Raw genomic sequence first — 13,791 nt, forward strand, 5'->3', positions numbered from 1 at the left:
TTCGGGCCAATTCCTCAGGACGACCAAAAATGTTCCGCAAGACTGTGTTCACCGCCGCCATGACCGCGACCCTTCTGGCGCTCGCCGCCTGCAACACGGTGAAGGGGTTGGGCGAGGATATCAGCTCGGTCGGCCGCGCGGGCGAGGAAGCGATCGACTGATCGCTGCGCCCTGACGGCTTTGGCTCAGCGGTATTCGTTCCAGCTTTTCGTCAGCATTACCGCGCAATTGATGATGCCGACCAGCGAATAGGTCTGCGGGTAATTGCCCCATAGCTCGAGGCTGTGCGGGTCGATATCCTCGCTCAGCATGCCGGCGCCGGTGCGGCGGTCCAGCATCGCTTCGAACAGTGTGCGCGCTTCCTCGCTCCGGCCGGTGTGGTGCAGCGCCTCGATCAGCCAGAAGGTGCAGACATTGAAGGCGGTGTGCGGCAGGCCGAAATCGTCCTCGCTGTCATAGCGCAGCATGTGATCGCCGCGCCGCAATGCCTTTTCCAGCACCGCCAGCGTCGAATGAAACTTGGGGTCGTCCTTGCCGATGAACCGCAGGTCGAGCAATTGCAGCAGGCTGGCATCGCGCTGGTCGCCGCCGAAAGTGGCCGCGATGGCGCCCGTCTTCTCGTTCCATGCGGCTTTCAGGATCGCCTCTTGCACGCGCGCGGCGTGGCTTTTCCAATATTCCTCCCGCTCGGTCAGGCCCAGTGCCTGCGCTGCATGGGCCAGCCGGTCCGCCGCCGCCCAGCACATCGCTGCCGAATAGGTATGGATATGGGTGGAATTGCGCAGTTCCCACAGCCCCGCATCGGGCGTGGACCACACTTTCAACGCCCGTTCCCCCACACGTTCCAGCGACTGGAAATCCTCTATCCCCGACATCCGCAGCAAACGGTGATCGGCAAAGGCCTGCGCCGATGAGAGGATGATCTGGCCATAGGCATCGTGCTGCACTTGCCGCCACGCGTCATTGCCAACGCGAACCGGCCCCATCCCGCGATAGCCCGCAAGGCCCGGCGCTTCCCATTCCAGCAATTCGCCATTGCCGCGTACGTCGTACAGCGGCTGAATATGCCCGCCCTGCGCATTATCGACGATATTGCGCAAATATTCGAGATAGCTTTCCAGCACATCCAGCGCGCCGATCCGGTTCAGCGCCTGCACCGTGTAGTAGGCGTCGCGGATCCAGCAGTAACGGTAATCCCAGTTGCGGCCCGAATTGGCATGTTCGGGGATCGACGTCGTCAGCGCGGCGACGATCGCGCCCGAATCCTCGTGCTGGCACAATTTCAGCCCGATGGCGGCGCGGATCACCGCATCCTGCCATTCGAACGGTATCGCCAGACCGCGCACCCAATGCTGCCATTCATCGACCGTGCGGGCCATCATGTCGGAAATGCCCGAGGCGATGGCGTCGGAAAAGCTTTCGTCGGGTCCGAAGAAGAAATGCAAATCGTTCTCGACGCGGAACGGGCTTTCCTGTTGCACCAGACCGACCGGCGCATCGGTGGTCAGCCGCATGCCCATGGCAGGCATGCGATAGGACACATGGCTGGAGCCGAAGCTGCGTTCGGGCGTGCTTTCGCCATATTCGCAGGCCGGGCGCAGCCGCATGCGCATGCGCGGAGAGCCGGAGACAGGCCGGACAATGCGCACGAATGCCACGGGGCGATACATGCGCCCGCGATGCTTGTAACGCGGGCAGAAATCGTAGACGTCGAATGCATTGCCATCGTCGTCGGCAAAGCTGGTTTTCAATATCGGCGTGTTGCGAAGATAGGACTGGCCCACGACTTTCCCGCCTTCGAGCGAGATCGACCAGAATCCGCGATCCTCGTCCCCTTGCTTGCCGTGATCCAGCAGCGAACAGAACACCGGATCGCCATCGACGCGCGGCAGGCAGGCCCAGCTGAAAGTCGCCTCGGTATCGATCAGTGCAGAGCACTGGCAATTGCCGATCGGCCAGAGATCGAGCGATGCGGAGGCGCGCTGCGGCGGCGGAACCTCGCGCGAGACGGCGGCGGTTACGTGATTCGGATCGTTCATCACCGCAATGTCTGGCGTTTCGATGCGCCGCTGTGAAGGGCAAAGCTGCGCAAATCTTGGCATTCGCGCTCTCGACACTGCAAAAAAACAAGCGCAATCAGGCGTCATGACGACCAGTGACGCCAATGCGCCCGTGCAGGAAACGCCCAGCAGGCAAATGACCAGCTTTACCGATGTGCTGCTGTCGTGGCGGCTGTGGTGGCGCCATACGGTCTGCGCCAGCGTCGATCAGGCAGAGGTGATTGAACAGCGGCGCGAGGATGCGGTGATATCCGCGCGCTATCTGTTCATGCTGGCGATGTCGGCGGGGATCGCGGTGCTGGGGCTGTTGCTGTCATCGCCTGCGGTGGTGATCGGCGCAATGTTGCTGTCGCCGCTGATGGGCCCGATCATCGGGCTGGGGTTCAGCCTTGCGACGGGCGATTTCGGCTGGCTGCGCAAATCGGCAAAAGCACTGGCCATCGGTTCGGTTCTGGCAGTGGGCTTTACCGCGCTGATCGTGGCGGTGTCGCCGATCCAGACGGTGACGGCAGAGATCGCGGCGCGTACGCGGCCCAATCTGTTCGACCTGTTCGTCGCGCTGTTTTCGGCGCTGGCCGGTGCCTATGCGATGATCCGCGGGCGCGAGGGCGCCGTGGTGGGCGTCGCCATCGCTACCGCCCTGATGCCGCCGCTGGCCGTGGTGGGCTTTGGCCTTGCGACATTCAACTGGACCGTGTTTTCGGGCGCGCTGCTGCTGTATATTACGAACCTTATCACCATTGCGCTGACCGCGACGGTGATGGCGCGGCTTTACGGCTTCCGGTCGAACCTCAACAAGAACCAGACGCGCCTTCAGGATGTGGTGGTGATCGCGGCCTTCGTCGCGCTGGCGATACCGCTGGGCCTGTCGCTGAACCAGATCCGCAAGGAAGCACTATTCACGCGGCAGGCGAATACGGCGATTTCGGACAGCTTTACCGGCAGGGCGCGCATCTCTTCGATCGATATCGATTTTGAAGGGGAGAATATCGCCGTCAACGCCACCGTTCTGACGCCGGAAATTGCTCCGCGCGCGCAGGAAATGGTCCAGCGGCGGCTGTCGCGGCTGATGGAAGAGCCCGTTCTGGTCACCATCGAGCAGTTCAAGGTCGGCACCAGTGCCAGCGCGGCCGAGGAAGCGCAGCTGGCTGCCGCTCGCGCGCAGGCGCAGGAGGCCAGCGACCGCGAGGTGCGCGATCTGGTCGAGCTGATGGCGCTGGTGGCGGGCGTGGACGAAGGCGATGTGCTGGTCGACCGCGACAACCGCCGCGCGCAAGTGATGGCCAAGCCGCTCGAGGGTGCCGAATTGCTTGCCTATCGCGAGCTGGAGCAGCGGATCGCGGGCCGCTTGCCCGAATGGCGCATCACGCTGGTGCCGCCCGCCCGTGCGTTGCCCGATATCACGCTGAACGGCGACGGTCCCGACGAACAGGGCGCCAAGGCGTTCGATCTGGTCGAATGGGCCGGGAAACGCATCGCATCGCCGATCGAAGTCGCCGGAAACGAGGAGGATGTGCTGCTGGTACGCCGTCTTTTGGCGGCCGATGGTGTCGCCACCGTGCCCGTCGCTGGCGGATCGAGCGGGCGGGTGCAATTGCGCTGGGCCAGCCCCGACACCCCTGCTGTGCCGGTGCCCGAGGAAGTAATCGTGCCGACCATAACCGCCGATTGAAGACGATAAGGGAGAACCGGCCCATGGCTGTCGAAATCCGTATCCTTGCCTATGCGGCGATCCTGCTGCTGGTCCATATTTTCGCCGAAGGCCATGCCAAGACGAAACAATATGGCACCAGCTGGAACACCGGCGCGCGGGACGAGGATTTGCCCCCGCTTAACAAGATCGCGGGCAGGCTGGGCCGCGCGCGCGGCAATTACATGGAAACGCTGCCCATCGCCGTCATTGCCCTGCTGGGCGTCGTCGTTGCGGACAAGACCAGCGCGATGACGGCGCTGGGAGGCTGGTTGTGGCTGGGCGCGCGGATCGTTTACCTGCCGCTATACTGGGCAGGCGTTCCGGTGGTGCGGACCTTGTGCTTTCTGGTCAGCCTTGTCGGGCTGGGCATGGTGCTCTGGCCGCTGCTGTTCGCCAGCTAGGCGGCCAGAAAACACGCTTACGCCGCGAGGCGATAGGGCTCGATCTCTCCAGCGAGATAGAGCTTCTTTGCCTTGGCGCGCGACAGCTTGCCCGAACTGGTGCGCGGCAGGGTGCGCGGGGGCACCAGTTCGACGACGCAATTCATGCCGGTGATGGCGCGAACCTTGTCGCGGATCTCGTCATGCAGGCGGACGCGTTCGACGGGATCGGACACGCGGCAATGGACCAGCACGGCGGGCACTTCCTCGCCATTGTCGGCCTGGATCGCAAAGGCGGCGATATCGCCCTGATGGAAACCGGGAAGCTGTTCCACGGCCCATTCGATATCTTGCGGCCAATGGTTCTTGCCATTGATGATGATCATGTCCTTGGCGCGGCCGACGATGAACAGATAGCCATCGACCATGTAACCCATGTCGCCGGTATCCAGCCATGCGCCCTTTCCGTCACCGCTTGGGACCAGGCATGCCTCGGTCGCTTCGGGGTCGCGGAAATAGCTGTGCATCACGCTGGGGCCGCGGCACCACACCTTGCCGATCATGTGATCGCCCAACGTGTGCCCGTCCTCGCCGCGGATCACCACGTCCATGTCGCGCACGGCCTTGCCGCAATTGACGATGGCGCGATAGCGGGCAGGGCGCGACAGATCGCGCGGCACGCCCGACAGGCGCTCTTCCTCGACCAGTTCGACCTTGATCCCTTCGCCGGGCGGCATGATCGTCACGGCCAGCGTTGCTTCGGCAAGGCCATAGCTGGGGGTAAAGGCATTGGCCTTGAAACCGGCTTCGGCAAAGGCATCGACGAAATTCTGCATTACGTCGGGGCGGATCATGTCCGCGCCATTGCCCGCAAGCCGCCAGCGCGAAAGGTCGAACCGTTCGGCCACGTTCGACTGGCTGGATATGCGGCGTGCGCAAATGTCGTAACCGAAGGTCGGCGAATAGCTGATCGACTTGCCTTCGTTGCGGCTGATCAGGTCGAGCCATGCCAGCGGACGACGGGCGAAATCCTCGGTCTTGAGGTAATCGCCCGACACCTGATTGGCGATCAGCGACAGGAAACAGCCGACAAGGCCCATGTCGTGATACCACGGCAGCCAGCTGATGCAGCGGTCGTTATCCGACAGCGCCATGCCATGCGAATGGCCCGCCAGATTATTCAGCAGCGCCGTATGCGTCACCGCCACGCCGTGCGGAAAACGGGTCGAGCCGGAGGAATATTGCAGATAGCAGATATCGTCGCCCGACAGTTCGGGCAGCGCGGTTTCCACCGCGTCGCGCGTCGCAAAGCTGTTCCAGTCGATCCCCTCGCAACCCTGACGATCGCACGCCGCCTTGGTCATGGCGGCGATTTCTTCGGGATAGAACAGCACCTTGGGATCGGAGCTGGCCAGCTGGACCGCCAGCTGGTCGATATAGCTTTCCTTACCGCCAAAGCTGGTCGGCAGCGGCAGCGGAACGGGCCAGGCACCCGCATAGACCGCGCCGCAGAACAGGGCGGCGAAATCCGTGCCGGTTTCGGCGATCAACGCGATGCGGTCGCCCGGCTTGATGCCCGCAGCGATCAGGCGCCAGGCCATCTTCAGCGCGTCGTCGCGCAGTTCGGAAAACGGGTAGGGGCGCACCAGACGGCCGCGCGCGTCGTGGAAGTTGAGGCCGCGTGTCCCGCGCGCCGCATAATCCAATGCCTCGGCAAAAGTGCCGAAATCGGCGAAGCGGCGTTCCAGCGCGTCTTCGTTCGGGGTCGGGACGAGATCCTCGGCCCGTTCGGGGGTCTGCGTCATAATAGTGTTGCTTTTCCCGTTTAAACTATCTGACCGGCAAGCCGCAGGGCTGCTGGCAATGGAGTGCGCTGCCTAGCCGATCGGGGGCTGAACGCTGAATGAAGCGGCCCCGTCACGCTGCGCGCGACATTGTATCGGTTTGCACCAACACGGCATCGGTTTGCATCAACTGCTGATCCACGCATCGAAAGCGGCATTTTTCCCTGCTCCCCGTGTTGCGCAACCCGTTAGAAGTCTAGCATTAACCTCATGTCGACCTGAATTCGTCGGGCCGTTCCCATTGTTACCGGATTGTGGCACGATTAAGGCGCGATGACAGAGGATGCGGGCCCTTATCCACGAACATCTCGCCGCGCAAGAGCGGTAAGGCCGCTGGATGCCGCCCGTCTTGAGGAGATGGCGCTGGGTTATGTCGCCCGTTTCGCCACCACGGCCAAGGGTCTGGAACGATATTGCAGGCGCAAGCTGCGCGAACGCGGATGGGCAGAGGAAGAGCCGCAGCCCGATATCGCGGCACTGGTCGAACGCTTTGTTCGCAACGGATATGTGAACGACAGCGAATATGCCCGCATCCGTCAGGGTGGGCTGTTGCGGCGCGGCTATGGTGCGCGGCGCATTCATGCCGCGCTGGACCATGCCGGCGTGGCCGAGGACCAGCGCGGCGATCTGGACGAGGGAGAGGCGCGCCGTGCCGCGCTGCGACTGGCGCGCAAGCGGCGGTTCGGCCCGTTCGGCCCCGATGAAACCCCGCCTGCCGACAGGGCTTTGCGCGAAAAACAGGTTGCGGCCATGATCCGCGCCGGTCACCCACTGGACAGCGCCCGTGAATTGGTCGATGCGCCGGACCGGCAATCCGCACTGGAATGGGCGGGCATTTTCGACGAGGAATTCTGAATGTCGCTTCGTAACGGGATGATGGTGGCAGCGGCGGCGCTGGTCCTTGGTCTTTCGGGCGGACTGGCCGGTTGCACGCAGGCAGAGGCACCCGCCAGCGCGGCTGCGACCGAAATGGCGGCGGTCCATCCCGAATCGGGCCTGCCGCTTGTTCCGCTGACGATTACCAGTGGTGGCAAGGATATCGCCTTTACCGTCGAATATACCACGACCCCCCAGTCGCAGATGAAGGGGCTGATGTTCCGCACCGAGCTTGGTCCGAACGAGGGGATGATTTTCCCCAACAAGGTCATGAACCCCGCCGCGCCGCCCGCGCCGCGCGGTTTTTACATGAAGAACACGGTCATCCCGCTGGACCTGATCTTTATCAAGGCCGATTCGACGATCGAGAGCATTGCCGCGAATGCCGTCCCCTATTCGCTGGACACCATCGAATCGCAGGGGCCGGTGATCGCGGTGCTGGAACTGGCAGGCGGGCGGGCCGCCGAACTGGGGCTGAAACCCGGCGACAAGGTGGCCTGGGACGAACCGGCGGGCTGATCCGCCACAGTTTTACGCATAGGGCGCGCGCTTCTGGCGTTGCGATGGGGCGCGGCTCGGGCTAACGGAATGGCGCGATGAACATTCTCATGAAGATCTTCACCTGGTGGGACGGCGCCACCATCGGCACATTGCTCGACAGCTGGCGCAACGGCGAGGAAGTGGGCCAGGACGCGCAGGGCAACCGCTATTTCCGTGGCCGTAAAAAGGGTGCGCAGGGGCAGGAACGCCGCTGGGTCATCTATAGCGGTGCAAACGATGCGAGCCGCGTGCCTGCCGAATGGCACGGCTGGCTGCACGGTGCAGGCGCCGATACAGGGGGGGATGTGCCCGAAAGCAATCTGCCCCCGCCGCGCATCTGGGAGGTGGATTACACCCCCAATGCCACCGGCACCGCAACGGCCTATCGCCCCGCCGGTGCGCTGGAAAAGGGCGGCGTGCGCGCCCGCGCGACCGGCGATTACGAAGCCTGGTCGCCCGACCAGTGATCCCGCTGCGCCCGCTGGCCGCTGCCGCCACGCTGCTGGCGCTGGCGGCTTGCGGCACGTCTGGCGAGGATGAGGCCGCGCCCGTTCCCGACGATGGCGTAACGGCCGAGGCGCCCGCCATCGCGACTCAGGCAGAGAACGAGACGATCGATGCCGATCAGGAAGCCGACGGCGACGAAGTGCCGACCGGCACGCCACTGGCCGAACGCGTCGCCACGCTGGGCCTTTTGAACAAGCGCAATAATCTGACGGTCGAGTTCGAGCTGAAGCCCGGCGAAGAGACCGTGATCGACGATGTGATGGTCAAGCTGGCCAGTTGCGAGCGCAGGCCGCCATGGGACCCCGAACCGGAGACGGGCGCATTCGTGCAAGTCGCGGTGCGCGATGCAGGGCAGGACAGCAATGCGCAGTTCAAGCGCATCTTTTCGGGCTGGCTATTCCTGAACAGCCCGTCGCTGAACGTGGTCGAGCATCCGGTCTATGACGTTTGGGTCAAGGATTGCGCGATGAGCTTTCCGGGCGAGGAAGCAGTCTCCAGCGAGTGAAACCCGTCGGGCAGGCTGGCGAAGCTGGCCTCGGTCGTGGGGCGCAGCGCGTGTTCCAGACGTTTCAGATAATCGGCTTGCGGCATGGCCACTGCACCCATGGTCGCCAGATGCGGGGTCATGAACTGGCAGTCCAGCAATTCCATATGCGCGGCGCGCATCGCCGCGACCAGCCAGCACAGGGCCAGTTTCGATGCATCGCTGGCGCGGCTGAACATCGATTCGCCGCAAAATACGCGGCCAAAGCCCACGCCATACAGCCCGCCCACCAGCTCTCGCCCGTTTGGACCACTGCGCCAGCATTCGATGGAATGCGCATGGCCCATGCGGTTCAACAGGCGATAGCTGGCCGCGATCCGTTCGCTGATCCAGCTGTCGGTGCCATCGTCGATCTGGCTGGGGCGGCGCGGGGCGGCGCAGGCGTCGACCACCTCGGCAAAGGCCGCGTTGCACGTGACCTGATAGCGTTCCGCCTTCAAAGCCTTGGCCAGCGAGCGCGACACGTGCAGGTCGTCCAGAGGAATGATCGCCCGTTCGCGCGGTTCGATCCACATCACCTCAGGGTCGTCGCGCGATTCGGCCATCGGGAAAATGCCGCTGCGATAGGCAAGCATCAGCAATTCCGGATCGATCACGTCCTGCGCGTCTTCGGGGCGGCTGCGGTTGCTCATTAGCTGCGATAATGCCGCCGGAACGCGCCGATGTCGACGCATTCTGGCGTTTGGGGAAAAGCGGTGCTTGTCAGCGCCGCATCTTCGCTATAGAGGGCCAGCTTCCTGCAGGGGTGTAGCTCAGCTGGTAGAGCATCGGTCTCCAAAACCGAGGGCCACGGGTTCGAATCCTGTCACCCCTGCCATTTCCTTCCGGACATACGCGGACTTCCGGGCAGGCGCGAAAGCGCCCGCTATACGAGCGTCGGAGGGTTCCAGATAGTTCGACGGAAGCCAAATAGTTCAACGGAAGATTGTCGGCCGCGCGTTCTTTGACGCTTTGCGCCAGTGAGGCGGCGCGGCCTTCACCGTGCATAACAAAAGGGCCGCGGGATCGTTCCCACGGCCCTTTGTTTTTGTGCCTGTTGCCGGCGCGGTGCGCGATCAATCCTCGCGCGGGTCGACGTGAAAGTCCTTGCCCGCCGTCTTGTCGCCGCGTGCCAGCGCGAACACCACGCCCGACAGCGCGGCCAGCGCGATCAGGTTGGGCAGCGCCATGGTGGCGTTCGAGATATCGCCCAGACGCCATACCAGCTGCGAAGGCTGCGTGGCGGAGAACCAGATCGCGATGCACCACAGCACGCGCCAGATCACGTGCAGCTTTTTCTCACCCCCCGCGGTCGAGCCGGGGATGCGGTCATATAGGAATGTAATCGCGCGTTCGCCGTAATAGCTCCACGTCAGCAGGGTGGTGAACACGAACAGGATCAGCGCGACCGACGCGACCAGTGTGCCCAGCGGGATATTGCCGATCAGCGTGGGAAAGGCCGCGGCAAAAGCTGCACTGGTGGTGACAAAGCCCGATTGCGCGGTGGTGCCCAGATCGGACTGCCACACATGCCTCACCGCCTCGCCGTTATGGGTGAAGGGGCCCTCGACCGTCAGGATGACCAGCGCGGTCATTGTGCAGATGATAATCGTGTCGATGAAGGTGCCCATCATCGCCATGCGGCCCTGCTGTGCCGGATCGTCGGTCTGGGCGACCGCGTGGGCGATCGGGGTCGAACCCTGACCGCTCTCGTTCGAGAACAGGCCGCGCGCCACGCCCGCGCGCATCGCCATGATGATGGCCGCGCCCGCGAAACCGCCGCTGGCTGACTGGGCCGAGAAGGCGCCTGCAAAAATGCGGCTGAAGGTTTCGGGAATGTCGGAAATGTTCAGGATGATCGCGATCACCGCCATGATGATGTAGCACACCGCCATGAAGGGCACGACCTTTTCGGCAATGGAGCCGATCGACTTGATGCCGCCGATGATCACGATGAACACGGCGATGGCGACGATCAGCCCGCCCAGCCAGCGTTCGATGCCGAACAATTCGTTGAGACCGCTGGCCACTTCGTTCGACTGGATCGAATTGCCGGTCACAAGGCCTGAAAACAGCGTGCCGATGGCAAAGACGATGGCCAGCCATGTCCATTTGGGGCCAAGGCCCTGCATGATATAGCTCATCGGGCCGCCGCGCCAGTTACCCTCTGGCGTCTTTTCGCGGTAACGGATGGCCAGCGAACCCTCGGCAAAGCCGAGCGCCATGCCGATCAGCGCGGTGATCCACATCCAGAACACCGCACCGGGCCCGCCCAGCGCGATGGCGGTGGCAACGCCCGCCAGATTACCGGTGCCGACCTGTCCCGACAAAGCGGTGGACAGCGCGGCAAAGGGGCTGATCTCGCCCTCGCCCTTGTTTTTGCGGCTGCTGAACAGGCCGGCAAACGCGCTGCCCAGCTTGACGATCGGGTAGAAACGCAGGCCGATCATGATGTAAAGGCCGATGCCCAGCAACATGATCACCATCGGTGGAACGGGGATGACTTCTGCCCCGCCCCATGTGCCGCCCCAGATAAAATCCGAGATATTGGTGACGTGATCGATCAGGCCCGAAGGCTCTGCCTCTGCGCTCATATTTCCGCGTTTCCCCAGTCCGTCATGACAAATTAGTTGCAATGGCTACCTGTTGCATGGCCCGATGGCCAGCAACAATCGCGCAACATGCCCTGTTTCCTGACCAGACGAGGGCTTCTGGCATTGCGGATGCACTTGCACACGGGGACGGGCGGGGCTATGTGCCCAACGTTTCCAGTCATCGGGAATATTCAAAGCTGTCTCCAACCTCCGGTTGGCGCGGCGATGAGCCGATGGCGAAAGAGCCCTGGCGACAGGGCCCGCACGAAGAACAGGATCTGGATTAGGCAATGGCCAAAACACCCGTGGCAAAGCCCGCTGAGCCCGAGAAGAAGCGCAAGACATCGCCCGGCGAGTTCATCCGCCAGGTTCGCGCCGAAGGTTCGAAAGTCGTCTGGCCGACATGGGGCGAGACGGTGCAGACCTCGATCTTCGTCGGCATCATGATGCTGATCCTGTCGCTGTTTTTTCTGGGTATCGATTCGGCATTCGGTGCGATCATGCGCTGGCTGCTGACGCTGGCCTGATTTTTCGGCCTCAGGCCGTGGGTTTACGCCCAAGCCTAACACTGATTTCGCGGCCGCGACGCGCCGCAACACGGATTTGAAGGACAACCAATGGCTCGCTGGTACATCATCCACGCCTATTCGGGTTTCGAGAACAAGGTGAAGGAAGCGATTCTGGCCGAGGCTGAACGCACCGGCCTTGAGGCTCTGGTCGAAGCGGTGGAAGTGCCGTCGGAAACCATCACCGAGGTGAAGCGCGGCAAGAAGGTACAGACCGAGCGCAAGACCATGCCGGGTTATGTCCTTGCCAAGCTGGCGATGAACGACGACGTCTATCACCTTATCAAGAACACCCCCAAGGTGACCGGCTTCCTTGGCGCCAATAACAAGCCGCAGCCGATTTCCGAGCGTGAGGCCGCCCGTTATTTCGGCGCCCGCGACGAAGCTGCCGCCGCGCCCAAGCGCGAGATCAGCGTCGATTACGAAATCGGCGATTCGGTCAAGGTGCTCGACGGCCCCTTCGCCAGCTTCAACGGCGTGGTGGAAGAGCTCGACTTCGACAAGAACAAGGTCAAGGTCTCGGTCTCGATCTTTGGCCGCGCAACGCCGGTCGAGCTGGACTTCGAACAGGTCGAACTGGTCAAGTAAGCACGATCGGCAATCTGGCGGTGGCATGGCGCGCGATCGCGCGCTAAGCCACCGGCCATGGCCGAATCCAAAAAGATATGGACCGCCGCTCTCGTCGTTATCGGCGACGAGATCCTGTCGGGCCGCACCCATGACAAGAATATCGCGCAAGTGGCCAGCTGGCTGCAGGTGCAGGGCATCCGCCTTGCCGAAGTGCGCGTGGTGGCCGACGATCTGGCCGCCATTGTCGAGGCGGTGAACACGCTGCGCGCACGCAACGATTATTTGTTCACCACAGGCGGCATCGGACCGACGCATGACGATATCACGGTCGATGCCGTGTCCGCGGCTTTGGGAGTAGAGGCCATCGTCCACCCCGAAGCGCGGGCGATCCTGGCCGATTATTACGAAACCCGCGGCGGATTGAACGATGCGCGGCTGCGCATGGCGCGCACGCCAGAGGGGGCGGAGCTGATCCCCAATCGTTATTCGGGCGCGCCCGGCATTCGCGTGGGCAATGTCTTTCTGATGGCGGGGGTCCCCAATATCACCGCGGGAATGCTCGACGCGCTGACCGGCACGCTGGAAGGCGGCGATCCGGTGCTGTCCGAAACCGTGGGCTGCTGGATCGCGGAAAGCGAAGTGGCCGATTTGCTGCGCGAAGTCGAAAAAGCGCATGAGGGTGTGCAGATCGGCAGCTATCCGTTTTTCCGCGAAGGCAAGGTCGGGGCGAATTTCGTGATCCGTTCGACCGATGCGGACATGCTGGCCAGTTGCGTCCACACTCTGTGCGAAGGGCTGGGCGAATTGGGGCGCGAGTTCACGCCGGGCGGGATCTGACGGGGTCGTCGTTCACCGGCCTGAAAGCCACGCAAGCCTAGCAAGATGGCAGGGACATCGACCGACAGTGTCGAGGAATTCATGCACATCTTATTTGCCCGTACTGCAATAGCGGCTGCCGCTGCCGCTGCCGGATTGGCTGTGCCTGTTGCGGCGGCTGCGCAGCCGGTGCCATGGGTTAGCCATACGATGCGTGAAGCCCAGCCGACCATGCTGGCCAATCGTTCATCGCTCCGCGACCGGCGCGACAGTCGCGAGGGAAAGGTGACGGCCGAACAATTTGCTGCCGAGGATGGCGCGGCGGTTCTGGGTCATGGCGCGATCACGGTACGCTCCGTTGCAGACAGCACACCCGAAGCCCGCGACCGGCTGGTCTATGAAGCGGCCATGATCGACCGGCTGGTCATGGCGGGTTATGACACGATGGCGCCGACCAACGAAGCGGATCAGCTGGCCGAAATACGCGTGATCAGCGACATCGCCGAACCGGCAGAGGTGGAGAGGAACCCTGTCAGCGGTTCAACGGCGGTGACCGTTTCCAATCGTGGCACGGCGATGGGTATGGCGCTGAACGTCGACATGACCAAGCCGCGTGCGGCGCTGCTTTCGACACGGATGGAACTGCGCATTCGCGATCGAGAGAGTGGCAGGGTGCTGTGGGAAGCGCGGGCACAGACCTGGTCGCGTGACGATCCGGAAAACCGCGACGAGGGGGCGATTGCCAACCGGCTGGCCGCCGCGTTGATGGAAGGGTTTCCGCGTCCCGCCGCGTGATCGGAACCGCGGCATATAAAGAAAGGG

General features: G+C 63.1%; 15 protein-coding genes and 1 tRNA gene. 12 read left to right on the plus strand and 4 right to left on the minus strand.

The annotated features are described in order from the left end of the window. The first annotated feature begins 29 nt into the window (after window positions 1-29). Window positions 30-161, plus strand: coding sequence for an Entericidin EcnA/B family protein (locus tag LOZ77_RS11900; RefSeq protein ID WP_370638005.1), 132 nt, complete (start codon window positions 30-32; stop codon window positions 159-161). A gap of 24 nt (window positions 162-185) precedes the next feature. Here LOZ77_RS11900 and LOZ77_RS11905 read toward each other — a convergent pair whose 3' ends face one another. After that, entirely contained in the window at window positions 186-2,039 is a 1,854-nt protein-coding gene (locus LOZ77_RS11905; protein ID WP_230279295.1) for a glycoside hydrolase family 15 protein, read from the minus strand. Window positions 2,040-2,145: 106 nt separating this feature from the next. Between LOZ77_RS11905 and LOZ77_RS11910 the strand changes: the two genes are divergently transcribed. Both LOZ77_RS11910 and LOZ77_RS11915 read left to right on the plus strand, forming a co-directional pair. Then, entirely contained in the window at window positions 2,146-3,732 is a 1,587-nt protein-coding gene (locus LOZ77_RS11910; RefSeq protein ID WP_230279296.1) for a DUF389 domain-containing protein, read from the plus strand. Between the two features lie 23 nt (window positions 3,733-3,755). Further along, window positions 3,756-4,154 carry an MAPEG family protein gene (locus tag LOZ77_RS11915; protein WP_230279297.1) on the plus strand — a complete coding sequence of 133 codons (399 nt, stop codon included), beginning with the start codon at window positions 3,756-3,758 and terminating at the stop codon, window positions 4,152-4,154. 17 nt (window positions 4,155-4,171) lie between these two features. On the opposite strand, the gene LOZ77_RS11920 is transcribed toward LOZ77_RS11915, so the two are convergent. Beyond that, entirely contained in the window at window positions 4,172-5,938 is a 1,767-nt protein-coding gene (locus LOZ77_RS11920; RefSeq protein WP_230279298.1) for a fatty acyl-AMP ligase, read from the minus strand. Window positions 5,939-6,250: 312 nt separating this feature from the next. Between LOZ77_RS11920 and LOZ77_RS11925 the strand changes: the two genes are divergently transcribed. The 4 genes from LOZ77_RS11925 (at window position 6,251) to LOZ77_RS11940 (ending at window position 8,405) form a co-directional block, all read left to right on the plus strand. Then, complete coding sequence (locus tag LOZ77_RS11925; RefSeq protein WP_230279299.1) at window positions 6,251-6,832, plus strand: regulatory protein RecX; 582 nt, start codon at window positions 6,251-6,253, stop codon at window positions 6,830-6,832. Further along, window positions 6,833-7,372 (plus strand): DUF192 domain-containing protein, encoded by a 540-nt coding sequence (locus tag LOZ77_RS11930; RefSeq protein WP_230279300.1) that lies wholly within the window; start codon window positions 6,833-6,835, stop codon window positions 7,370-7,372. A 77-nt stretch (window positions 7,373-7,449) separates the two neighbouring features. Continuing rightward, the gene (locus LOZ77_RS11935; protein ID WP_230279301.1) at window positions 7,450-7,860 is read left to right on the plus strand and encodes an NADH:ubiquinone oxidoreductase subunit NDUFA12; all 411 of its coding nucleotides are present in this window, start codon (window positions 7,450-7,452) and stop codon (window positions 7,858-7,860) included. After that, on the plus strand, window positions 7,857-8,405 hold the full coding sequence (locus LOZ77_RS11940) for a DUF2155 domain-containing protein (RefSeq protein WP_230279302.1): 549 nt from the start codon (window positions 7,857-7,859) through the stop codon (window positions 8,403-8,405). Before LOZ77_RS11935 ends, LOZ77_RS11940 begins: the two co-directional genes overlap by 4 nt. On the opposite strand, the gene aat is transcribed toward LOZ77_RS11940, so the two are convergent. Continuing rightward, entirely contained in the window at window positions 8,339-9,076 is a 738-nt protein-coding gene (aat, locus tag LOZ77_RS11945) for a leucyl/phenylalanyl-tRNA--protein transferase (RefSeq protein ID WP_230279303.1), read from the minus strand. The genes LOZ77_RS11940 and aat overlap by 67 nt on opposite strands. Window positions 9,077-9,185: 109 nt before the next feature. Here aat and LOZ77_RS11950 point away from each other — a divergent pair. Next, window positions 9,186-9,261: transfer RNA gene (locus LOZ77_RS11950), tRNA-Trp, on the plus strand. 238 nt (window positions 9,262-9,499) lie between these two features. Here the strand turns inward: LOZ77_RS11950 and LOZ77_RS11955 are convergent. Continuing rightward, entirely contained in the window at window positions 9,500-11,017 is a 1,518-nt protein-coding gene (locus LOZ77_RS11955) for a sodium:alanine symporter family protein (protein ID WP_230279304.1), read from the minus strand. Window positions 11,018-11,307: 290 nt separating this feature from the next. Between LOZ77_RS11955 and secE the strand changes: the two genes are divergently transcribed. From secE to LOZ77_RS11975, 4 genes are all read left to right on the plus strand, one after another. Further along, window positions 11,308-11,544, plus strand: coding sequence for a preprotein translocase subunit SecE (gene secE / locus LOZ77_RS11960; RefSeq protein WP_230279305.1), 237 nt, complete (start codon window positions 11,308-11,310; stop codon window positions 11,542-11,544). 90 nt (window positions 11,545-11,634) lie between these two features. Next, complete coding sequence (nusG, locus tag LOZ77_RS11965) at window positions 11,635-12,171, plus strand: transcription termination/antitermination protein NusG (protein WP_230279306.1); 537 nt, start codon at window positions 11,635-11,637, stop codon at window positions 12,169-12,171. 57 nt (window positions 12,172-12,228) lie between these two features. Beyond that, window positions 12,229-12,990 (plus strand): molybdopterin-binding protein, encoded by a 762-nt coding sequence (locus LOZ77_RS11970; protein WP_230279307.1) that lies wholly within the window; start codon window positions 12,229-12,231, stop codon window positions 12,988-12,990. Window positions 12,991-13,071: 81 nt separating this feature from the next. Continuing rightward, complete coding sequence (locus LOZ77_RS11975; RefSeq protein ID WP_230279308.1) at window positions 13,072-13,764, plus strand: DUF4136 domain-containing protein; 693 nt, start codon at window positions 13,072-13,074, stop codon at window positions 13,762-13,764. Window positions 13,765-13,791 lie beyond the last annotated feature (27 nt).

Origin of the sequence: Croceicoccus sp. Ery15, from assembly GCF_020985305.1 — a bacterium.
In the GTDB taxonomy this organism is placed as follows: domain Bacteria; phylum Pseudomonadota; class Alphaproteobacteria; order Sphingomonadales; family Sphingomonadaceae; genus Croceicoccus.